Origin of the sequence: Natrinema gari JCM 14663, from assembly GCF_000337175.1 — an archaeon.
GTDB classification, from domain to species: Archaea; Halobacteriota; Halobacteria; order Halobacteriales; family Natrialbaceae; genus Natrinema; species Natrinema gari.
In genome coordinates, this window is the sequence record NZ_AOIJ01000041.1 from 50,593 (window position 1) to 71,119 (window position 20,527).

The 20,527-nt window shown below is 65.3% G+C and carries 17 protein-coding genes; 8 read left to right on the plus strand and 9 right to left on the minus strand.

What is annotated here, in order from left to right:
* Window positions 1-165: 165 nt before the first annotated feature.
* A complete protein-coding gene (locus tag C486_RS06065) occupies window positions 166-4,590 on the plus strand; it encodes a DUF7282 domain-containing protein (protein ID WP_008454209.1) in 4,425 nt (1,474 codons plus the stop codon).
* 112 nt (window positions 4,591-4,702) lie between these two features.
* On the opposite strand, the gene C486_RS06070 is transcribed toward C486_RS06065, so the two are convergent.
* Window positions 4,703-4,993, minus strand: coding sequence for a DUF7545 family protein (locus tag C486_RS06070; RefSeq protein WP_008454212.1), 291 nt, complete (start codon window positions 4,991-4,993; stop codon window positions 4,703-4,705).
* 125 nt (window positions 4,994-5,118) lie between these two features.
* Here C486_RS06070 and C486_RS21610 point away from each other — a divergent pair, with 125 nt between their 5' ends.
* Window positions 5,119-5,262, plus strand: coding sequence for a DUF7557 family protein (locus tag C486_RS21610; RefSeq protein ID WP_007108892.1), 144 nt, complete (start codon window positions 5,119-5,121; stop codon window positions 5,260-5,262).
* Window positions 5,263-5,315: 53 nt separating this feature from the next.
* Here C486_RS21610 and C486_RS06075 read toward each other — a convergent pair whose 3' ends face one another.
* Window positions 5,316-5,780: a DUF5799 family protein gene (locus C486_RS06075; protein ID WP_008454217.1), complete on the minus strand. Its 465-nt coding sequence runs from the start codon at window positions 5,778-5,780 to the stop codon at window positions 5,316-5,318.
* Window positions 5,781-5,952: 172 nt separating this feature from the next.
* On the opposite strand from C486_RS06075, the gene C486_RS06080 reads away from it, so the two are divergent.
* Window positions 5,953-6,429, plus strand: a complete 477-nt coding sequence (locus C486_RS06080) for a universal stress protein (RefSeq protein ID WP_008454219.1) — start codon at window positions 5,953-5,955, stop codon at window positions 6,427-6,429.
* A 72-nt stretch (window positions 6,430-6,501) separates the two neighbouring features.
* On the opposite strand, the gene C486_RS06085 is transcribed toward C486_RS06080, so the two are convergent.
* Window positions 6,502-6,984: a DUF7529 family protein gene (locus C486_RS06085; RefSeq protein WP_008454222.1), complete on the minus strand. Its 483-nt coding sequence runs from the start codon at window positions 6,982-6,984 to the stop codon at window positions 6,502-6,504.
* 81 nt (window positions 6,985-7,065) lie between these two features.
* Between C486_RS06085 and C486_RS22575 the strand changes: the two genes are divergently transcribed.
* From C486_RS22575 to C486_RS06110, 5 genes are all read left to right on the plus strand, one after another.
* Entirely contained in the window at window positions 7,066-10,056 is a 2,991-nt protein-coding gene (locus C486_RS22575) for a dipeptide ABC transporter ATP-binding protein (protein ID WP_008454224.1), read from the plus strand.
* A gap of 210 nt (window positions 10,057-10,266) precedes the next feature.
* Entirely contained in the window at window positions 10,267-11,907 is a 1,641-nt protein-coding gene (locus C486_RS06095; protein ID WP_049888228.1) for an ABC transporter substrate-binding protein, read from the plus strand.
* 52 nt (window positions 11,908-11,959) lie between these two features.
* Window positions 11,960-12,973, plus strand: a complete 1,014-nt coding sequence (locus tag C486_RS06100; protein ID WP_008454229.1) for an ABC transporter permease — start codon at window positions 11,960-11,962, stop codon at window positions 12,971-12,973.
* Window positions 12,970-13,887 carry an ABC transporter permease gene (locus C486_RS06105; RefSeq protein ID WP_008454232.1) on the plus strand — a complete coding sequence of 306 codons (918 nt, stop codon included), beginning with the start codon at window positions 12,970-12,972 and terminating at the stop codon, window positions 13,885-13,887. Before C486_RS06100 ends, C486_RS06105 begins: the two co-directional genes overlap by 4 nt.
* Window positions 13,874-14,254, plus strand: coding sequence for a DUF7268 family protein (locus tag C486_RS06110; RefSeq protein ID WP_008454234.1), 381 nt, complete (start codon window positions 13,874-13,876; stop codon window positions 14,252-14,254). The genes C486_RS06105 and C486_RS06110 overlap by 14 nt, the downstream gene beginning before the upstream one ends.
* A gap of 37 nt (window positions 14,255-14,291) precedes the next feature.
* Here the strand turns inward: C486_RS06110 and C486_RS06115 are convergent, their stop codons facing one another.
* The 6 genes from C486_RS06115 to aspS form a co-directional block, all read right to left on the minus strand.
* Window positions 14,292-15,230 (minus strand): biotin--[acetyl-CoA-carboxylase] ligase, encoded by a 939-nt coding sequence (locus C486_RS06115; RefSeq protein ID WP_008454236.1) that lies wholly within the window; start codon window positions 15,228-15,230, stop codon window positions 14,292-14,294.
* A gap of 173 nt (window positions 15,231-15,403) precedes the next feature.
* Window positions 15,404-16,399, minus strand: coding sequence for a tyrosine--tRNA ligase (locus tag C486_RS06120; protein WP_008454238.1), 996 nt, complete (start codon window positions 16,397-16,399; stop codon window positions 15,404-15,406).
* A 276-nt stretch (window positions 16,400-16,675) separates the two neighbouring features.
* Entirely contained in the window at window positions 16,676-16,843 is a 168-nt protein-coding gene (locus C486_RS21305; RefSeq protein WP_155945781.1) for a hypothetical protein, read from the minus strand.
* A gap of 205 nt (window positions 16,844-17,048) precedes the next feature.
* On the minus strand, window positions 17,049-17,828 hold the full coding sequence (locus C486_RS06125; protein WP_008454240.1) for a 4-phosphopantoate--beta-alanine ligase: 780 nt from the start codon (window positions 17,826-17,828) through the stop codon (window positions 17,049-17,051).
* A gap of 140 nt (window positions 17,829-17,968) precedes the next feature.
* Window positions 17,969-18,796, minus strand: a complete 828-nt coding sequence (locus C486_RS06130; RefSeq protein ID WP_008454241.1) for a pantoate kinase — start codon at window positions 18,794-18,796, stop codon at window positions 17,969-17,971.
* A 290-nt stretch (window positions 18,797-19,086) separates the two neighbouring features.
* Window positions 19,087-20,391 carry an aspartate--tRNA(Asn) ligase gene (gene aspS / locus C486_RS06135; RefSeq protein WP_008454244.1) on the minus strand — a complete coding sequence of 435 codons (1,305 nt, stop codon included), beginning with the start codon at window positions 20,389-20,391 and terminating at the stop codon, window positions 19,087-19,089.
* Window positions 20,392-20,527 lie beyond the last annotated feature (136 nt).

Consider the following 20,527-nt stretch of genomic DNA (forward strand, 5'->3'; position numbering starts at 1 on the left):
GAACGACCGGCGTCCTTATGCGCGCGTTCCGCGCCGTGGTGGAAAAATGCGAACCGGTAGTACGAGGGCCGTCGATCGGGTGAACTCCGCCTCGAACGTGAGTGCCGGACGAAACGGCGCGGTCGAACCGACGGGAACGCGTGCCGCGACGGGAGGACTCGGTCGATGAGACGACTGCGACCCATCGCCGTCGTTTTGCTCACGACCGCGATGATCGGCAGCGTCGTCGCCCTGCCGGCACTCGGGAGCGGCCTCGAGCGCGGCGGGACGGATGCCGCGACCGACGCGGCCATTGCGTCGCCAGTCGGAGTCGAGGGGCAGGCGGCGCTCCAGAACACGAGCGAACGGGCGAGCGCACCATCGGCGACCGGACTCGAGTTCGAGCCGGTGACGATGGGGCCGTCCGCGACCGATGGAGACACGCCCCCCGCGGATGGCGGCGCGAACGCACAGACGTCGATCCAGCAAGAGCGCGAGGATGTCGTGGAGTCGGGCGTCAGCGAGGGGCTCGCGATCGTCCAAGCCCAGGGCGTCGAGGTGACTCAGGAACAGCGAACGGCGGCGCTCGAGGGCGCTCTCGGCTCGGTCGCCCAGTATCAAAGCGCCGAGGCCGAGCAGGTCCAAGCGGCGACGACGGGCGCAGTCCACGGCGCGCTGATTCAGAACCAGTCGGTGAACGCGACGCAGCTCCAGCAGGCGGTCGGCGGTGCGATCGCCGGCGGGCTCTCTCAGTCCCAGTCGGTCAATGCGACCCAGTTACAGAGCGCGACCTGGGGGGCGGCCCACGGCGCGGTCGCGCAGCGCCAGCGCGTGAGCGGCGAACAGATGCAGGTCGCGACCCGCGGTGCGGCCGCAGGTGCCGCGAGCGAGGCGGGCGCGAACGATGTCGGCGAGGTGCCGAAGATACAGGAAGCCGCACAAGGGGCCGCTTACGGCGTGCTGACACAGTATCAGTCGGTATCGGTCGCGCAGCGCCAGCAAGTGACACTCGAGCACGTGGAACACGCCGCGGCCGGCGGAGCCGCCGGCTCGCTCGAGGGCAGTACGCGCGCGGCGATCGCACAGGACCAACGCGTCGATGCCGAGCAACGCCAGCGGGTGACGATCAAGCAGATTCAGACGGCCGCTAACGGCGGTGCGGGCGGTGCACTCGTCCAGCGCCAGGCGGTGTCGGTCGAGCAGACGCAGGCGGCGGCCCGCGGCGCGAGTCGAGGGTCGCTAAAACGGGTCCAAGCCACGCGACTCGAGCAGCGCCAGCGCGTCGCGACCACGCAGGTACAGGAGGCGTCTTCCGGTGCGGCGACGGGCGCGATCTCCCAAGGTCAGGCGGCGACTGTCGAACAGATTCAGGCGGCCGCTGACGGTGGCGCGGGCGGTGCGCTCATCCAGCGCCAGACGGTGTCGGTCACGCAGATTCAGTCGGCTGCGAGCGGTGCCGCGGAGGGTGCGGTGACCGGTGCGAGACAGCGTCAGGCGGTGACCGTCGAGCAGGTACAGGCCGCCGCATTCGGTGCCGGGGAGGGGGCAGTGAGCCAGACGCAGGTAGTCGATGTGACGCAGATCCAGCGTCTCGCTCGCGGCGGCGCAAGCGGTGCGCTCGTCCAGACGCAGGCGGCGTCAGTCACGCAGATCCAGACGGCGGCGAGAGTCGCCTGTGAGGAAACGGCACAGGTCGTCCAGTCCCAGCGGATCAGCGTCACGCAACTCCAGACGCTCACGCAGGAGACGGCGGCCGACGCGACCGCGTACGCAGTGCAGGTGGAGACCGATGACGTGACGCGCATTACCCAGCGCGTCGAGGTCGAAGTCGTGCAGCGAATCGAGACGATCGACCGGATCGAGGGGACGGCCACGATCGACTTCCCCGATCAGGAGACCGAAGGCGAGACAGTCAGGATCGAGGACGTGTCGCTTTCGGAGGGTGGCTTCGTCGCCGTCTACCGAGATGCCGCCGTCGACGCCGATCCCGACGATCTCGTCGGGGTCTCGAGCGAACTCGAGGCCGGCGAGCACGAGAACGTCACGGTCGAACTCAACGAGTCGCTCGCGGAGAGCGACGCGCTCGTGGCGGTCGTCCACCGCGACACGAACGACGACGGGACGTTCCAGTACGCCGAGTCCGACGGCGAGACGGACGGCCCCTATGTCACCGAGGCCGGGACGCCGGTGCTCGACGGCGCGTTCGTGACGGTCACGGACGAACCGGACGAGGCGAACGCGACCCTTTCCGTCGACGACCAGACGGGGGACGGTGAAACCCTCACGGTCGCGGCGGCGAACGCCTCCGTCCCCTACACCGTGACCGCGACCTACGACGGCGAAACCGCCACAAGCGACACGTTCGCGGCCGGCGAGGAAGTCACGAACCGCTCCCTCGATCTGGAGCCGCCACTCGAGGGGAACGCGACCGTCGACGTTTCGGTTCGCGCCGCGGCGGACGACGCAGTACTGGCGACCGACACCATCGAGTACACCATCACGGACGAACCCGACGAGCGCGAGGCGACGCTCTCGGTCGACGACCAGGAAGGCGACGGCGAAACCCTCGAGATCGACGCGGCGAGCGCATCCGTGCCGTACGTCATTACGGCCGAGTACGACGGACAACGGGTCGACAGCGACCCCTTCGAGGCCAACGAGACGGTCGCGGACCAGATCCTCGATCTGGAGCCGCCACTCGAGGAGAACGCGACCGTCAACGTCTCGGTTCGCGCCGTGGCGGACGACGCGGTACTAGCGACCGACGCCATCGAGTACGCGGTCGCCGAACCCGATCCGACGGAGCCGACGGCGAACCTCACGGTGGCAGATCAGACGGGTGACGGTGAGACGCTTACCATCACCGCAGCCAACGCATCCGTCGAGTACGCAGTCACGGTCACCGACGAGACCGGGGCCCGACTCGCCACAAGCGACACGTTCGCTGCCAACGAAACGATCGGGCCGACTGAGTTCGATCTGGAGCCGCCCCTCGAGGAGAACGCGACACTCGAGGTCGCGGTCGTCGCGGCGGCGGACGGGACCCCCATCGAAACGGATACCGTCGAGTACACGGTCGACGGCGAACTCGAGGCGTTCGATGTCGAGTTCACGAGTTGCTCGCGCGCGGTGGTCACTGCGTCGCTCGAAGCGGGCGATCAGGTCGCCGCGAGCACGGGCTTTTACGATTCCGCCGGCTTCGGGAACACGATCATCGAGGACGCGGTCACCGCCGGTGACGAGATCGAGGCACCGTTTACCGGGACGATCGTCTTCGAGATCGGCGACGAACGCGACGTGACGACCGCGGGCGACGAGGTACTCGTCGAGGTCCCCGATTACGGCACCTTCGGGACCTACATCTCCGGTATCAGTTCACCGGAAGCGGTCCCCTTCGCGTCGATCGATTTCCCGAACCCCTCGGCGAGGGACTGCGACCAGGACGCGCGACCCGCGCTGCCGACGCTGTCCGTCGAGGAGACGACGCCCGCCGAGGACGGGACCGCCATCGACGTGACGTTCGGCTACGAGAACCCGAACGACGCGACGATCGCCGGCAACAGCCAGTTCGTCGAGGGGACCACGACCGACGAGCCCCCGTCCGAACTGGCGTCCGGGTCGGAGTCGTTCACCGTCGAGTGGACGCCCGAGAGCGACGACGAACGACTCGTCTGGGCGATGGACTTCGCGAACTACGGGTACGACGACCCGGTGACGGCGGCGACGCCGCCCGCCAGTGAAATTCAGCCGTCCGAACCCGCTGCGTTCGACGTCTCGATCGCGTCAGTCACCAGCCCGATCGAACGGGGCGACCAGCTCGTGGTCGAGGCCCAACTCCAACACGTCGGCGGCGAGGCGGGCACGCAGAACGTTACGCTCGCGATCGGCGAGACCGCGGTCGACTCGCAATCGGTCTCGCTCGAGCCCGGCGAAAGCCGAACCGTCTCGTTGACCGTCGAGACGGACGACCTCGAGCCCGGCGACTACCCGCTCGCGGTGTCGACCGATGACGAAACAGCGGCGACGACGGTGACGGTCACGGAGAGCGGGACGCCGGCCACGTTCGCCGTGAGCGACGTGTCCGCACCCGACAGCGGAGTAGCCGGCGACGAGGTGACGGTGACGGCGACGGTCGAGAACCAGGGTGAACTCGAGGGAACGCAGCCGGTGGTCTACAGCGTCGACGGCCAGCCCGTCGCCGAGTCGACCGTGACGCTCGCAGCCGGACAGACGGCCGAGATCCCGTTCTCGTCGGCGTTGCCCGAGGGAGCGTCGACACATACGATCACGACCGACGACGATCAGGAGGCGGTGACGATCGAAGCGGCCACAACGGAGCCCGGGGGAGAGAACGGTGACGCGGAATCGGACAGCGGCCCCGAGACATCACCTGACGACTCGGGACCACCTGACGATGCGGGACCACCTGATGAGACAGAACCGTCTGACGATACAGGACCGCCTGACGACGCGGGACCGTCTGATGAGACAGCACCGCCTGACGATGCGGAACCGACTGCCGATGAGGACTCCGACCCGGTCGAGACGCCGGGCGACGCAGCCGGCGGAGCCACGGAGGGAACCGCTACAACCGAAAACACCACCGGCTAAGCAGTCCACGAGCCTCGCGTCTGCCACCGCTACGGTGCGCGCTCGTGAATTTTTCTGGCTGCGAAAAATACGGTTCGGAGGCCGTGCTGCGCCGATCGGTGTATCGGAGCCGTCAGTGCTGGTGTCCGGTTGCTTCGCCGAACGTGACGCCGAACCGCTCCTCGAAGAGATCCATCACGCGGGCCTCCTGGACCTCGAGGTCCTCGTCGACGTCCTCGCCGTGGTGGACGAGATGGTGGGCGCGGCTGGCAAAGGACAACAACACGACATCGCCGACGGTTTCGGCGTCGCTTTGGTCACCCTCGGCCACGAGGTCGACGAGACCGGACGGGACCGTGATTTCGTCGGTTGCGCCGTCGTCGGAACTGATCGAGAACGTCGTCGTCTGAACGTCGTCGCTCATATAGTGACGGTCGGGAACCGGCCGTAAAGATGCTGTGGCTTGCACCCGAGAGCCGATCGCGACCGTCCCGCGCCGGGACGCGACGTGCCGTGGTCTTTTTGCTCCTCGGCGTCGGACCTCCGACTATGCCATCCGTCGAACTCGAGGAGGAGACAATCGACCGACTGGAGGCACTGCGCGTCGACGACGAGTCATACGACGAGCTCGTCAACGAACTCATCAACATCTACGAAACGAGCGAATACACGCTCTTTCACGCCGGCGACTGACGGCGGTGCCGACGCGTCGCGATCCGGAGACCGTGCGAGGGACGCAGGACGGCTTACTGGCCGTCGGCGGCCTGCTGCCGGATCGTCTCCCACTTCCCCTTGGACTCGAGGTGTGACTGGAGTTGCGCCGCGTACTCCTGCGTGAGTCGTTCGGCCGCCTTCCGTTGGTCGTCCTCCGAGGGGCCGCTGTTGCCCCCGACGCCGAGCGCGCCCATGATCGAGTCGAGGACGCCCCCGCTCGACGAACTCGAGCCGTCGTCGGCTCGCCCGCCGGCCATCGCTCCCATCCCGGCCTGGACGTTGTCGAGTTCGGGGATGACACCGTCGATTTTGTCCGTGTTAGCGACGATCCGTGCCTGATCGGGATCGTCGGGGCGTTCGATCTCGAACTCCGTGGCGGTCATGATCAGACTCCACTGCTGGTTGGAAAACTGCGACGCCTCGATCTGCGTCGAGAACTCCTGATCGACGGCCATCCGTTCGCCGACGATCCGGTCCGTCCACGGGTTGTCGCTCATGGCCTCCGGTTGGATCGGTAGCTGTATCAGCGTTTTCCTCCGCCGCGTTCGACGCTCCCACGGCAGTGCGGACGGCGAATCGGACTCCGGGCGAGCTATCGTCTCGAGTGAGGGTCACGGTCGCCGCGATAACGTTAATGTAGCTCTTTGTCGTGTGCCACCATGTATCGTAATGTACGACTGCATTCTCGTGCCGACCGACGGTTCGCGCGAGGTCGAACGCGCACTCGAGTACGCCGTCGAGTTCGCGCGTCTGCACGACGCGACGATTCGAGCGCTGTACGTCGTCAACGCGGCCGGCTACGGCGGCCTTCCCATGGAGGCCGCACTCGAGGGCGTCAGCGATGCGCTTCACCAGGAGGGGCAGGCGGCAGTCGGCCGAGTCGAGGACCTCGCGCCGGCGACCGTCACGGTCGAACCGACGGTGCTTGAGGGAGCACCGAGTCGAGTCATCATCGAGGAGGCCGACGCCGCGGAGTGCGATCTGATCGTGATGGGCACCCACAGTCGCGGCGGGATCGATCGATTGTTGCTCGGCAGCGTTACGGAACGGGTCGTCCGTCGGGCATCGGTCCCGGTATTGACGGTCCACGTCGACCCCGACGATCTCGACGACCGGTCCGAAGAACCGTGGCTCACTGCCGAGTAACCACGGCTTCCGATCACGCCTGACCCACCGCGCTCGAGGTTCGATCCCGAACGGGGACCGCGTTCGCGGCGGTTACAGCGCTTCCGGAAGGAACGGCGTTACGTCGTCGTGGACGAACTCGACGTAGTCGTCGTTCAGCCGCCTGCAGAACAGTCGGAGTTCGCCGTCCGCCCGGATTTGCTCGAGTTTCGTCTGGCCGGACCCGAGGTCGTAGTAGGCGGGGACGAGGACGACCGTCTCGTCTTCCGGTGCCTGCTCGACGACGAGCAGGTAAAGCATCCCGCCGTGTTCGGCTTGAAACACGTCGACCGCGGTGAACGTACAGTCGTCCGTCAGCGCCTCGAGGTCCTCGTACTCGGGTCCCGGCACGACCACGTCGAGGCCCGTTCGCGTCTCGGCGTCCACGAGGACGGAATCCCCTGGGTGGAGTTCGAGGGCCGTCCACCCGCGATCACGGTACTCGTCGGCGATCGCCGTCATGTCCTCGATGACGGACTGCCAACCGGACTGCGCCTGGACGGTCTCGGGAGTCTCGTCCGTGGGCTGCTCGCTCATGTCTGCACCGCGTGCATCACGGGGGATAAACGTTCCCAAGTCCCGCAAGCTATTTGATGGCTGCCAAGAGAACTGCTGTCAGTGACCGACCTCCTATCCCTCTCCGGACTTCGCACGCAGTTCGACACCAAACGCGGGGCAGTAAAAGCCGTCAACGGCATCGACATCACCATCGAGGAGGGTGAAACCGTCGGCCTCGTAGGCGAGTCCGGCTCCGGAAAGAGCGTGACCGCACTCTCAGCAATGGACCTCGTGGACGACCCCGGCGACGTCGTGGCCGGCCGCGTGTCCTTCCGGGACGCGACACTCGCCGCGGACATCGCCGCCGAGTTCGACGGTTCCGTCGTCCCGTACCCCTTCGAACTCGTGGACGCAGTCCACGAGATCATCGCGGACCTCCGCGTCGGCGACGGGAGCGACTCGGCGCCGTCGGAGTTGCGTGGCATGGCCGCCGACCTCGCCGACCACGACGACCCCGCGGCGCTCGCGGCTGCCCTTCGGGACGCCGCCGACCACCTCGACGACCAGGCGACACCGTCCGGGGTCGCGGACGCCCTCGCCGACGCCATCGATGACGCCGCCGACGGGTTCGTCTACCTGGACGCGGCGGCACGCGAGCAGTTCGATCGGGGTGCGGACGTGGAGACGATCACGGTCGAGGAGGGCGTCGTCGACCTGACGGACGCACCCGAGGAAGCGATGCGGAAGGTCCGCGGCAGCGAGATGGGCATGATATTCCAGGACCCGATGACCTCGCTGAACCCCGCGGTGACCGTCGGCGAACAGGTCGCCGAATCCCTGCGACTCCACCAGTACGGCGAACGGAAGCGGGATACGTGGCTGAATGCCGTTCGCGAAATCCTCCCGAAAATCGGCGGCAAAGAACACGACGAAGAGGTCATGGCCGACGTCGTCGAGATACTCACGGAGGTCGGTATCCCGGAGGCGACGACGCGTCTCGAGGAGTACCCCCACGAGTTCTCCGGCGGCATGCGCCAGCGCGTCCTTATCGCGATCGCGCTTGCGTGTCAGCCGAGCCTCCTCATCGCCGACGAGCCGACGACCGCCCTCGACGTGACGATTCAGGCGCAGATCCTCGACCTCATCGACGACCTCCAGGCGGAGTTCGGCATGTCGGTGCTGATGATCACGCACGACCTCGGCGTCGTCGCGGAGACGTGCGATCGGGTCGCCGTGATGTACGCCGGCGAAATCGTCGAGGAAGGTCCCGTCGAGGAGATTTTCAACAATCCGAGTCACCCGTACACGTACACGCTGCTCGAGTCCATCCCGACCGAGGAGAAAGACCGGCTGACACCCATCGAGGGCAACGTTCCCGACCTCATCGACATGCCCGAGGGGTGCCATTTCGCGGATCGGTGCCCGTGGGCCCAGCCCGAGTGTCGCAACGGCGACATCCCGTTCCTCCAGCACGGTCCCGACGACGTCGATCACCGGTCGAAGTGTGTCCTCGAGGAGTTCGACGAGAGCGAGTACGGCACGGACGGCGTGACATCGACGACCGAATCCGACATCGGCGAGCCGATCGTCGAACTCCGGGAGATGCGGAAGTACTACCAACAGGAGGACGGGCTCCTCGATCGGTTCGTCGGCGAGCAGCCGAGCGTCAAGGCAGTCGACGGCGTGAGTTTGGACGTGTACGAGGGAGAAACCCTCGGGTTGGTCGGCGAGTCCGGCTGTGGAAAATCGACTGCGGGGCGCGCCATCCTGCATCTCAATCCGCCGACGGACGGCACGGTCGTCTACGCCGGTGAAGAGCTTGGCGACCTCTCGAAGTCGGAACTCCGGGAGAAGCGCAAGGACATGCAGATGGTGTTCCAGGACCCGATGTCGAGTCTCGATCCGCGGATGACCGTCGGGCAGACCATCATGGAGCCGCTGAAGATACACGGTCTCCCCGAGACCGATCCCGACGTGGTGATGCGCGCCGCTGTCTCGACGACGGGCATCTCGGCGGACGCGGTGTCCGTCGACGTCGCGGACAACGTGGACGCATTACTCGAGAGTACCGACGGGGAGGTCGTCGTCCCCGTAGAGGTCGCTGTCGAAAACGGCGACGTTACGGTGGACGTCGACGAGACGCTCGACGTGACGACGGATGTCACGCGCGAGGACGGCCGTATCACGAGCGTTCATGTGGACGTGTCTGCGGGGGGCTCGAAGCGCACGCTCCGCCGTCGTCGCGTCCTCGAACTTCTCGAGGAGGTCGGCCTCGATACGAGTCAGTACGGCCGCTACCCCCACGAACTCTCCGGTGGACAGCGCCAGCGCGTCGGCATCGCTCGTTCCCTCGCGGTGGACCCGGACTTCATCGTCGCCGACGAGCCGGTCTCGGCCCTCGACGTGTCCGTCCAGGCCCAGATCATCAACCTCATGGAGGACCTTCAGGAGGAGTTCGGGTTGACCTACTTGTTTATCGCACACGACCTCTCCGTCGTCCGCCATATCTCCGACCGGGTGGCAGTGATGTATCTCGGCGAGGTCGTCGAAATCGCGACGACCGACGACCTGTTCGCGAACCCGAAACACCCGTACACGAACGCGTTGCTCTCGGCGATCCCCGAGCCGGACCCGCTGGCGGAGACCGACGACCGAACCATCCTCACGGGTGACGTCCCCTCGCCTATCGACCCGCCGTCCGGCTGTCACTTCCGGACGCGGTGTCCGGCGATTATCCCACCAGCGGACCTCGAGATCGAGCAGGAGCGCTACCGAGAGGTCATGTTCTATCGACAGCGCGTCGAGTCCCGCGACATCGACCTCGAGGCCGTCCGGGAGGAGGTCATCGCCGAGGGGGAAACGCCCCGCGCCGTCGCCGATGGTGGCAGTGACCTCGCCGCCGCGCTCGACGCGCAGTTCTTCGATGGACCGCTGTCGGGGCGTGCTCGCGAGGCGGTCGATGAGTCCTATCGTCACCTCGACGACGGCGACTGGGCGGCCGCCGAGGCTGTCCTCGCGGACGCGTTCGAGAGCGTCTGTGAGCGGAGCGATCCCTCGCTTGGTGACGGTGAGCATCCGGCCGCCTGTCATCTCAGTCCCGACGCCGAGTAGCGAGGGCCGCGGGCACCGCCTCAGCGCCGGACGGCGCGACCGCGAGTGACCGTCCTGGCGACGCCGATTCGATATGTGCGCCCGAAACCGCGCATATTTTTCATTATATTTAGTTAAAATAACGTCTCAGCCACACCGATTGTGTCGTTGGGTGTGGTTTTCACTATCTTGATCGATAGCATTATATATGTAGATACAAGCACTACGCTTATGCCAGGTGATAACAACCAGGTCTCTCGGCGTCGGTTCATGAAGTCCGCCGGGAGCGCCACGGTCGTCGCGACGGCTGCGAGTTCCGTTTCCGGCTGTCTCGGCGGCAATGGCAGTGGTGGTGGGACGCTTCGATACGGTCGCAGTGCACACTCGAAAACCCTCGACCCGCAGGATACGACCAGCGGCGAGGTGTCGAAGGTCACGAACCAGATTTACGACGGGCTCATCGACTTCCAGCCCGGCGAGGCAGCGATTACGGAGAGCCTCGCGGTCGACTGGTCGATGGAGGGGACGGACGTCACGCTCGAACTACGCGAGGACGCCCAGTTCGACGACGGGACCGACTTCACCGCCGACGATTTCATCGCGACCTACCGGCGGTTCGTCGACGAGGAGTACGAGTACCACGTCGGTGACCTGTCCTCGTACGGGCCGTTCACGCTCGGCAACTGGATCGACTCCGTCGAAGCCGACGGCGACTATATGCTGAACATCACGCTTACGGACCCGTACGCACCGTTCCTGCGTAACCTCGCGATGTTCGCCGCCGTCGTCCTCCCGCAGGACGCGATCGAGGGCGATTTCGACTTCGCTACGAACGCCAATGGGACCGGCCCGTTCCAACTCGACAAACTCGACAACTCGAACGGCAAAATCAAACTTACTCCCAACGACAACTACTGGGGCGACGGGCCGAACGTGGACCAACTCCTGTTCCTCGAACGCGGACAGAACTCCACGCGAACGCAGGCTCTCATCGAGGGCGAACTCGAGATCATCGACAATCTCGGGCCGAACAACATCGGACAGGTCGAAGACTCCGATGCCGCCGAAGTCCAGTCCGGTGAAGGCATCAACATCGGATACATGTCGTTCAACCAGTCCCGCGTGGAAGCGTTCCGTGATTCGCGGGTCCGCCGGGCCATCAGTTACGCTATCGACACCGAATCCATCGTCTCCGAGGTCTACTCCGGGATCGCCAAACAGGCCGACCAGCCGTGCCCGCCGGCGCTTTTCGGCCACAACGACGATCTCAGCCCGTATCCCCACGATACCGAGAAGGCACAGTCGCTCCTGGAGGACGCCGGGTACGGTGACGGCTTCTCCTTCGATCTGACGACCTTCCAGAACGCCCGCGGCTACAACCCGGCACCGATGTCGACGGCGGAGTCGATCCGGACGAACCTCAGAGAGATCGGTATCGAGGTCGAGATCGACGATCGCCAGTTCTCGGACTACCTCACCTACACCTCCGAAGGGAAACACGACGCGTCGCTGGCCGGGTGGTATACGGACAACGCCGATCCGGACAACTTCTACTACGTCCTTCTCCACCCGCAGGTCGAGTCCCCCGAAGGACAGGACTGGGTGGACTGGGACACGGAGGGGTACAACACCTCCAACCGAACCGCGTGGGCGAACCAGGAGTTCATGGACCTCATCGAGGACGCCCAGCAGGCGTCGGATAAAGACAAGCGCGCCGAACTCTACCACGAGGCCGCACAGCTCGCCTACGACGAAGCACCGTGGGTTTACATCGACTACGCGGACGAGATTCGCGGTGTCCGCAACACCGTCAATAACTACGAGGTGTCGGCCATCGGTGGCCCGCACCTCCATCTCGTCGACGTCGAGTAACGCGGTCGTTGACAAGAATTATCTTAAACATACACACTCATCCCTCCACATAATGGTATCAAAGCGGTTCATCGCCAAACGACTGCTGTTGCTCGGTCCGGTGCTGTTCGGAGTGGCGACAGTGGTCTTCGCTATCCTCCATCTCTCGCCCGGCGACCCCGCGATCGCGATCGCGGGCGAACGCGCGAGCCAGGAGTTCGTCGAACAGGTCCGTTCGGATCTCGGACTCACCGATCCGCTGTGGGAGCAGTACGTCCGTTTCATCCGAGATACTGCGACGCTCGACTTCGGAGAGTCCTACCAGGTCCGACGCGGGACCGCCGTCGGCGATATCCTCGCCGATCGGCTCCCGATCACCATCGAACTTGCCGTTCTCGGGCAGATAGCGGGGCTCCTGTTCGGGCTGCCGCTCGGAATCCTGAGCGCCGTCAAGAAAGACACGCTGACCGACCACTTCTCTCGAGTCGGTGCACTCACGGGCATCAGCGTCCCGATCTACTGGAGCGGACCGCTCCTCATCCTGCTGTTCGCGCAGGTCCTGGGTATTCTCCCGACGAGCGGCCGTATCGGCTCCACCTACTTCATCGACTCGAAGACGGGGTTCATCCTGATCGACACCCTGCTCGCCGGCAATCTCGCGGCGTTCCAGTCCGCGGCCCTCCATCTGGTCATGCCCGTTATCGTCCTCGGCGTGTACTCGATGGCGTTTATCTCTCGAATGATGCGGTCGTCGATGCTGGAAGTCATCCGACAGGACTACATGCGGACGGCCCGCGCGAAAGGGCAAGGCGCGAAGACGACCGTCATGAAACACGGGCTCCGGAACGCGTTCATCCCTGTCATCACCATCATCGGTATCCAGTTCGGGTCGATGCTCGGCGGGTCCGTGCTGACCGAAACCGTCTTCGAGATCAACGGGATCGGGACGTTGCTCGTGTCCGCGATCAACAAGAGCGACTACCCGGTGGTACAAGCGACCGTCCTCGTGTTCGCGTTCATGTACACGATCGTGAATCTCCTCGTCGACATCACCTACTCCGTCCTTGACCCACGGATCGATCAATGAGTACGAAAACCCACTCCTCCGACGTCGAACGCAGTATCGTCGATCGCATCCGCGCGAGTCCGTTCCTGACGGAACTGCTCTCGAACCGCATCGCCGTCGCGGGTCTCAGCCTTATCATCGGGCTGTTCGCCGTCGCCATCTACGCTCGACTCGTGTACGATCTCGACGCCATCATCGCGACCAGTTTCGGCTCGAACCCGACGGAGGCAGCCCCGAGCGCCCAGTTCTGGTTCGGAACGGACGGACAGGCCCGCGATATCTTCCCGCGGGTCCTGTACGGCGCGTGGTACGCGCTGAAGTTCGGAACCGCGACCGTCCTCGCGTCGACGGCCCTCGGCATCACTGCCGGCATCGTCGCAGCGTACTACGGTGACCTCACGGACAACGTGATCATGCGGACGATGGACGTTCTCCTGTCGTTCCCGTCGCTGCTGCTGGCGCTCGCGCTCGTCACCATCTTCCCCGAGTCGCTGGGCCTGTGGCGTGCAGTCGCCGCGCTCACGCTCGTCTACACGCCGCGGTTCGCCCGCGTCGTCCGCGGCGCAGCGCTGAAAGTCCTCGAGGACGAGTACATCGAGGCGACGCGCGCGCTCGGTGCGACCGATCCGCGGCTGTTGATCCGTCACGTCCTGCCGAACTGTCTGGCCCCCATCACGGTCCAGTCGACGCTGAACTACGGGCTGGCCATCATCGACATCGCGGCGCTGTCGTTCCTCGGGTTCGGCGCGAACCCCGGCGACCCGTCGTGGGGGATGATGCTCGCCAACGGCGTCGAAAAGGGGCTGTTCTCCGGCGCGTGGTGGTGGTCGTTCTTCCCCGGCCTGTTCCTCGCGCTGACCGTGCTCGGCTTCAACCTCCTCGGCGACGGGATGCGGGACGCCTTAGATCCCCGCATGCGAGATGCCGTCGACTGATTCCGCCGTTCCCGTCTCGAGGAGCCGCATCGAGCGCACCCGTCGGCTCGTCATCGCCGCCGCTCGCTGGGTGGCGATCGGGGCCGCGCTTGGAGCGGCCATTTCGCTGGCGCTCTTGATCGTCTGGACGCCGCGAGCCGCGACCGACACGGCGTTCGCGCTCGGCGCGCTTGTACTCGGGTTCGGCGTCATCGCGTGGTCGACCGCAGTCGGTCTCGGGCAAACCATCGAGGGCATGAAAGCCCACCTCGACGTGAGTGCCGGCTGGACCGAGGCCAGCGCCCGGGAGGCGTTTTTCGTCCTGTCGTGGACGGGAACGGGCTGGGTCGTCGCCGCGGCCGCCTGCTCGATTCTGCTCGGCGTGTGACCGCCGAGCGCCCCGCGCCGTCGAAACACACCTCCGTTCAGACGGGCCGCAGGTGCTCGCAGTCGCCGGCCGAGACCGTCACTCGCCCGTCGTCAGTCTCGACCACGAGCGCCCCCGATTCCGTAACGTCGATCGCCTCCCCGACGACCTCGCCCGCGGGGCGATCGACCCGCACGTGCTGGCCGATCGTCAGCGCCAGCTCGCGCCACGCCGGCACGACCGCCTCGAGATCGCCCCGGTATCGATCGAACTCCTCGAGCAGGCGCTGGACGAAGCGTCTGCGGTCTACGTCGCCGGCCTCGGCGCGGACGCTGGTCGCTCCCTCGGGCAGCGCGTCGGCGTCGAGGTTCGCGTTGACGCCGATCCCGGCAACGAGCCAGTCCACGCGATCCGTCTGGCCCTCCATCTCCGTGAGAATCCCCGCGAGCTTCCGGTAGTCGCCATCGTCACCGACCGGAACGACCACGTCGTTGGGCCACTTGATCCGCGCGTCGACGCCCGCTTCGCGGGCGGCAGTCGCGGTCGCGACCGACGCTGCGAGCGTGTACAGCGGTGCCCGCGCGGGCGTGATCGCCGGCCGCGTCACGACGCTCACCCAGACGCCGCCCGCGGGCGCGGCCCACTCGCGGTCGAGACGACCGCGCCCGCCGGTCTGTTCGTTCGCGAGGACGACGACGTCGGTCGCGCCCTCGCCGGCCAACTCGCGCGCTCGGTCGTTCGTACTCCCCACGGAGTCGTGGTACTCGATCGAAAACGGGGCCTCGAGTTCGAATTCGACCGCCGGAGCGTTGTACGCATCGACGGCGACGAGTTCGTAGCCGGTGGGTCCGCTCTCGATCTCGAAATCGGCCTCGCGCAACCCCTCAATGTGTTTCCAGACGGCCGCCCGCGAGATATCGAGCGACGCGGCCAGTTCGGGGCCGGACACCGGCCCATCAGCGAGCGCTGCGATGATCGCCCGTCGCGTTTCGTTCATGCCTCCGCACGGGACCCGCTCGTACTTCAATCGGCTGGATCGAGCGGTGGTTGCTCGAGTTCGCACAACAGGATTCCCGTCGATCCATTACAAAACAATCACGTTCGTGTCCGGAGCGGTCACCGTCCTGCCTCTCGCGTCCGATCGGACTGGAACCCGTTTGTCCGGCGGGACTAGTCGCGCAGCTCGTGTAGTTTCTCCCGGCCCGGCGCGATCAGTTCGTCGAGGTAGGTCGCGAGCGTCCCCTTCGCGTCGGCGGGGTGGAGTTCGCCCGACTCGAGGTCGGCGGCCAGGTCCTCGTAGTCGTCGTAGGTCAGATCGCCGCCGTACTTCTCGGGACGCTCGACGACGATTTCGTCGAACCGCGGGAAGACGTGGTACTCGAACAGTTCGAGAACTGGATTCTCGCGTTCGGTGCCGTCCTCGCTCGGCTCCGGGTCCCGCGTCGGCGGACAGTACGCCGAGTTGACTTTGTCCTCGAGTTCGTCGGTCGAGTCCTCCATCGAGATGGTGATCCCTTCGCTCGAGGACATCTTCCCCTCGCCGTCGGTGAGGTTGGCGACGATCGGGGTGTGGATCGCCGGGCGAACCTCGTAGTCGAGGTCGGGCAACTTCTCGCGGGCGAGCATGTGCACCTTCCGCTGGTCTAAGCCGCCGACCGCCAGATCGAGGTCGAGGTACTCGATGTCCAGCGTCTGCATCAGCGGGTAGACGAGGTGGCTTACCTTCGCCGTCTCGTCGCCCTGAATCTCCGCCATCGCGCGCTGGGCGCGGTTCATCGTCGTCTCGCGCTCGAGGTGGTGGAGGTCGAGGGTGTAGTCGTCCTCGAGTTGGAACTCGGACCCGTAGACGAACTCCGTCAACTCCTCGTCGAGGCCGTAGGCAAGGAACTGGGCTTTCATCTGTTCGGCGGTCTCCCGGATGTCCTCGAAGGACCCCTTCTCGTTGAGGTAGGCGTGGACGTCCGCTAGGAGGATGACGACCTCCATGCCCGCTTCCTGCAGATCGATGAGTTTGTTCGCGGTGAGGAGGTGTCCCAGATGAAGCACGCCGGAGGGCTCGTAGCCGACGTAGGCCCGCTTTCCCGCGGGGTCCTCCGCGAGGTCACGGATTTCCTCGTCGGTGACGACCTCCTCGGCGTTTCGCGTCAATAACTCGTAGGCGTCCATGTGTGACAGGAACCGGAGGAGGAATTTATACCTCCTGAAAGGCACTCGGTCGGCTGTCTCGTCCGTCATCGTCTCGAGCGTCGACGGGTTTGCGGAGCGTGAGCGGATACTCGAGTGAGCGATGGAGTTCGGTATTCAGATTCGCATAGTATAGAGATCACTTTCGAGATTCTTCTAAATCCGCCGCATCACTCTCGCCCAGCAAGTCTTCGAATATCGTGCCCAAGAAGGCCAACTACCGATTACTTCTCAAACTGGCTCAATTAGACAGTGCCGCTAGGATACTTCATCCACTATTTCAGATATCACTCCAACAAATATGAATATTAACAATGATAGTGAAAAGAATATAAATATTAATTCTGAATAGACTCCACTTATTCCTAGCTCATCTGCTATCAGGGTATATGCAATCATTGCAAGGATTGTATCCCTCGTCTCCATGTCTTTGGATAGATGTCACATATATTTGAATTTTGTGTAAACAAGTCATATGACAGTTATACTTGTGAGGGACACACCAACTGAGTGTTTCTCTCCCAGGAGTCTGCGATTTAGAACGGCTCCAGGGCTGACTCGACCCGGTTGCGCACCCTGCTCGAGCATTCGCCGACCAAGGCTCCGGCATCGCCGATGTGTACGGCGGGAGCTACAAGTCACCCGACCGAATCCGTTCCTCGGCCGCCTCGAGCGCGCGTTCCCGGTCGAAGTCCGCGACGATTGCCCGGAGGTCGGCCTCGTCGGCGTCCGCGAGTTCGCGGGCGTGCTCGGTGATGGTCGGCACCGCACGAATGATGTTGTCGACGACCGGCACGTCCGCCACCTGCGGCGAGCGCGACAACGGGTTGAGGTCGATGACGATCTCCGTTTTCCCCATTTCGTCCAGCGCTTCGGCCCGGTCGCCGTCCTCGAGGGGCACGAGCACCACGTCGGCCGCGTAGATCCCGTCGGCGTCGACCTTCGATCGTTCGTGGTCTAGGTTCGGGATTCGGGCATCGGCCTCGAGCCCCTTCACGTCGTCCGCGCCGTGCTCGCGGAGGTGCTCGGCGATGGCTTCGATCCGGTCTGGCGTGCGGTTGAAGAGGTTGACCTCGAGGTCGGCATCGACGGCGTCGGCGAGGGCGGCCATCTCGCCGGGGACCAGCGCGGCGACGTTGCCGTTGATCGAGAGCACGGGCCGGTCGGCGAGCAGGAGGTGGGCGGCGGCGGCCCGCTCCGCCGCGTCGGCGCTCGGAATCGTCTCCTCGCCCAGCAAGTAGTCGAAGGCGCTGCCTCGTCCCTCGGCGTGCATCCCCTGGAGGTGCGTGATCCCCTTCTCGACGCCCGCCTCGATCCGGTGGCGGGTCAGCAGGTCCTGATATCTGGGATGCTCCTCCGGAATCTCCTCCTCCGTTTCGATGTCGGCGGAGACGCTGTCGTAGTCGCTCACGAGCGATTACTGGTGGTAGTCGATGAAAAACGACCCGATCGCTCGACGCGCGAGCCACCGGTCCGACCGACCGCTCGCGTGGGCCCGTGCCTACGATAGCACTGAAAGGTCGAGCGGAACCCGAAAAGCGGCGTCCGTCCTTACTTCAACACCGCACCGGCGGGATGTGTCGCACAGACCGACGGCTCGTATCCGGCGTCGGAGAGCCCCGTTCCGAGCGCGAAAACCGTTTCGCCGAGCATCGCCATCGACGCCTGTCCGCCCGCCTCCGACACCTCGGCGATCGTCTCCGTCACCCGTTCGGTGAGCAGGCCGGCGTCGCGTGCGAACAGCCGCGAGGCGTACATGAACGACAGCAGCGTCGGCTCCTCGACGACGCGAGCGAGCGCCTCCTTCCCGGCAGCCGTCAGCGCCTCGGTGTCGCCCGAGAGCACGTCCGCCGTCGAGAGTTCGCCGAACGAGACGTACTCGACGCGTGCCCGCGAGGGAATCGCGTCGAGTTTGTTGTCCTGTGGGCCACCCGGCTCGAGGCGGATCGGAACGCCGCCGTGTGCCTGTGCGACCACGTCACCGAGCCCCGTCCCGGCCTGCACCTCGGCACCGTGGGCGATCGTGACGAGTTCGTTCGCGGAGAGTTTGCGCTCGAAGACGCGGTTCGCCGCGAGCGCCGTCCCGAGCGCCATCGCTCCCGAAACGCCGAAGCCGGCCCCGATCGGAAGATCGGCGGCGGCCTCGACGCGGGCGGTCGCATCGAGCGTCTCGAGAACGGTCGTCACCGGTTCGACCTCGGCTTCCGTCCCGTCGAGAACGACCGTTGATTCCGTCGCCGGTTCGACCGATACCTCCACACCGTCCGTGAGCGTCAGTCCCGCCCCCCGTGAGCCGGCTTTCGTCGGGTCCTCGTCCGGGTGGGCACTGAAAAACCCCGTCACGTGACCGGGGACGAACGCCGTCGCCTCCTCGCGCATTACGCCCCCCGTTTCGGGCCGAGCGATATAACGTTGAAGATTCCCCGCGACACGTTCGGCCGTCCCAGAGAGGGCAGACGTCTCTCGCTCGAGTCTCCCTTGAATGGGCTCTCTCGAAGCGGCAAGCGCAATCGGAGTCGGAGGGGAAAATAGCCACGAGCAGGCAGCCACTGCCATGAGTGTCCGATTCGTACCGTCAATACAGGCGGACGGGGCCGGCTGTTCTCCCGCCTCGGACTCCTGGACGAGTCGGTTCCTTCGTCACGCCTCGCCGACTCCCGGAGAGTGCCTTACGGGCTCAGCCGCTGTCGATCTCGCGGGAAGAGGACGGCTTCTCGGATGTTGTCCAGTCCGAGGATCGTCATGATCAGGCGCTCGCCGCCGAGGCCGAAGCCGGCGTGGGGCGGCATGCCGTACTTGAACATCTTGGTGTAGTACTCGAACTGGTCGGGATCGAGGCCCTGCTGTTCGAAGCCCTCGATGAGCTTCTCGTGGCGGTGTTCGCGCTGGCCGCCCGAGACCAGTTCCATGCGCGGGTGCATCAGGTCAAAGCCGGTCGACAGCTCCGGATCGTCGTCGTGGTCCTTGATGTAGAACGGCTTGATCTCGCTGGGCCAGTCCGTGATGAAGTAGTGGCCGCCGACGTCCTGCCCGAGTGCCTCCTCGGCCGCTGTCGAGAGATCGTCGCCCCAGACGAGTTGCTCGTCGAGTTCGCCCGTCGCGTTGATGCGCTCGATGGCGTCCTCATAGCTGATGCGCGGGAAGGCCTCGTCGGGCACGCCGAACTCGTCTTCGAGGCCCAGCGCCTCGAGTTCGTCGGCGCAGTTGTTCTCGACGGCTTCGTAGGCGGCGCGGACGACACCCTCGACGACATCCATGGCGTCGTTCTGATCGCAGAACGCGCCCTCGAAGTCGATCGAGGTCGCCTCGTTGAGGTGCCGCGGCGTGTTGTGTTCCTCGGCGCGGAAGATCGGACCGATCTCGAAGACGCGCTCGACGTTCGAGCCGGCGATGAGTTGCTTGAACAGCTGGGGCGACTGGTTCATGAACGCTTCCTCGCCGAAGTAGGTGATCGGGAAGAGTTCGGTGCCGCCCTCGGTCCCGGTCGCGACGATCTTCGGCGTGTTGATCTCCGTGCAGTCGAACGTGCGGAACTGCTCGCGAACCGCACGCAGGATCTCCGAGCGGATCTCGAAGACGGCCTGCACCTCGTCCTTGCGCAGGTCGAGGGTACGGTTGTCGAGTCGCGTCGAGAGGTCGGCGTCGACTTTCCCCGAGGGATCGAGCGGCAGTTCGGGGTCGGCGGGCGCGATGACCTCGACGGACTCGGGCGTGACTTCGACGCCCGTCGGCGCGCGCGGTTCCTCCTCGACCGCGCCGGAGACCGTGACGACGCTCTCGCGCGAGGCGTCGAGTCCTGTCTCGACTAAGTCATCGTCCATCTCGTCTTTCTCGAACTTGATCTGGATCTTGCCGGTAGTATCCCGGAGAATCAGGAACGCGATGCCACCGAGATCGCGGATCTCGTGGACCCATCCGGCGACCGTCACGTCGTCGCCCGGCTCGGCGTCGGCAGTGTAGGTTCTATCCTGCATACCACCCGATTCACGCAGGCGGAACTTAAGCGCAGTCGTTCGCGCCGAGGGGCTCCCGCCGATCCTCACCGCGTCCGATCCGCAGTGTGCCGTCCGGCAACGCTCGACATCGGCCCCTCGGCGGCGGGAAACCGTT

Excerpts from the sequence above, each read along its gene's own strand:
- C486_RS06095 (WP_049888228.1), top strand. The coding sequence starts at position 10,267 with ATGCCAGGTGATAACAACCAGGTCTCTCGGCGTCGGTTCATGAAGTCC.
- C486_RS06085 (WP_008454222.1), bottom strand. The coding sequence starts at position 6,984 with ATGAGCGAGCAGCCCACGGACGAGACTCCCGAGACCGTCCAGGCGCAG.
- C486_RS06080 (WP_008454219.1), top strand. The coding sequence starts at position 5,953 with ATGTACGACTGCATTCTCGTGCCGACCGACGGTTCGCGCGAGGTCGAA.
- C486_RS06130 (WP_008454241.1), bottom strand. The coding sequence starts at position 18,796 with ATGCGCGAGGAGGCGACGGCGTTCGTCCCCGGTCACGTGACGGGGTTT.
- C486_RS21610 (WP_007108892.1), top strand. The coding sequence starts at position 5,119 with ATGCCATCCGTCGAACTCGAGGAGGAGACAATCGACCGACTGGAGGCA.
- C486_RS06120 (WP_008454238.1), bottom strand. The coding sequence starts at position 16,399 with ATGGACGCCTACGAGTTATTGACGCGAAACGCCGAGGAGGTCGTCACC.
- C486_RS06115 (WP_008454236.1), bottom strand. The coding sequence starts at position 15,230 with ATGAACGAAACGCGACGGGCGATCATCGCAGCGCTCGCTGATGGGCCG.
- C486_RS06065 (WP_008454209.1), top strand. The coding sequence starts at position 166 with ATGAGACGACTGCGACCCATCGCCGTCGTTTTGCTCACGACCGCGATG.
- C486_RS06075 (WP_008454217.1), bottom strand. The coding sequence starts at position 5,780 with ATGAGCGACAACCCGTGGACGGACCGGATCGTCGGCGAACGGATGGCC.
- C486_RS06105 (WP_008454232.1), top strand. The coding sequence starts at position 12,970 with ATGAGTACGAAAACCCACTCCTCCGACGTCGAACGCAGTATCGTCGAT.
- C486_RS06100 (WP_008454229.1), top strand. The coding sequence starts at position 11,960 with ATGGTATCAAAGCGGTTCATCGCCAAACGACTGCTGTTGCTCGGTCCG.
- aspS (WP_008454244.1), bottom strand. The coding sequence starts at position 20,391 with ATGCAGGATAGAACCTACACTGCCGACGCCGAGCCGGGCGACGACGTG.
- C486_RS06070 (WP_008454212.1), bottom strand. The coding sequence starts at position 4,993 with ATGAGCGACGACGTTCAGACGACGACGTTCTCGATCAGTTCCGACGAC.
- C486_RS21305 (WP_155945781.1), bottom strand. The coding sequence starts at position 16,843 with ATGGAGACGAGGGATACAATCCTTGCAATGATTGCATATACCCTGATA.
- C486_RS06110 (WP_008454234.1), top strand. The coding sequence starts at position 13,874 with ATGCCGTCGACTGATTCCGCCGTTCCCGTCTCGAGGAGCCGCATCGAG.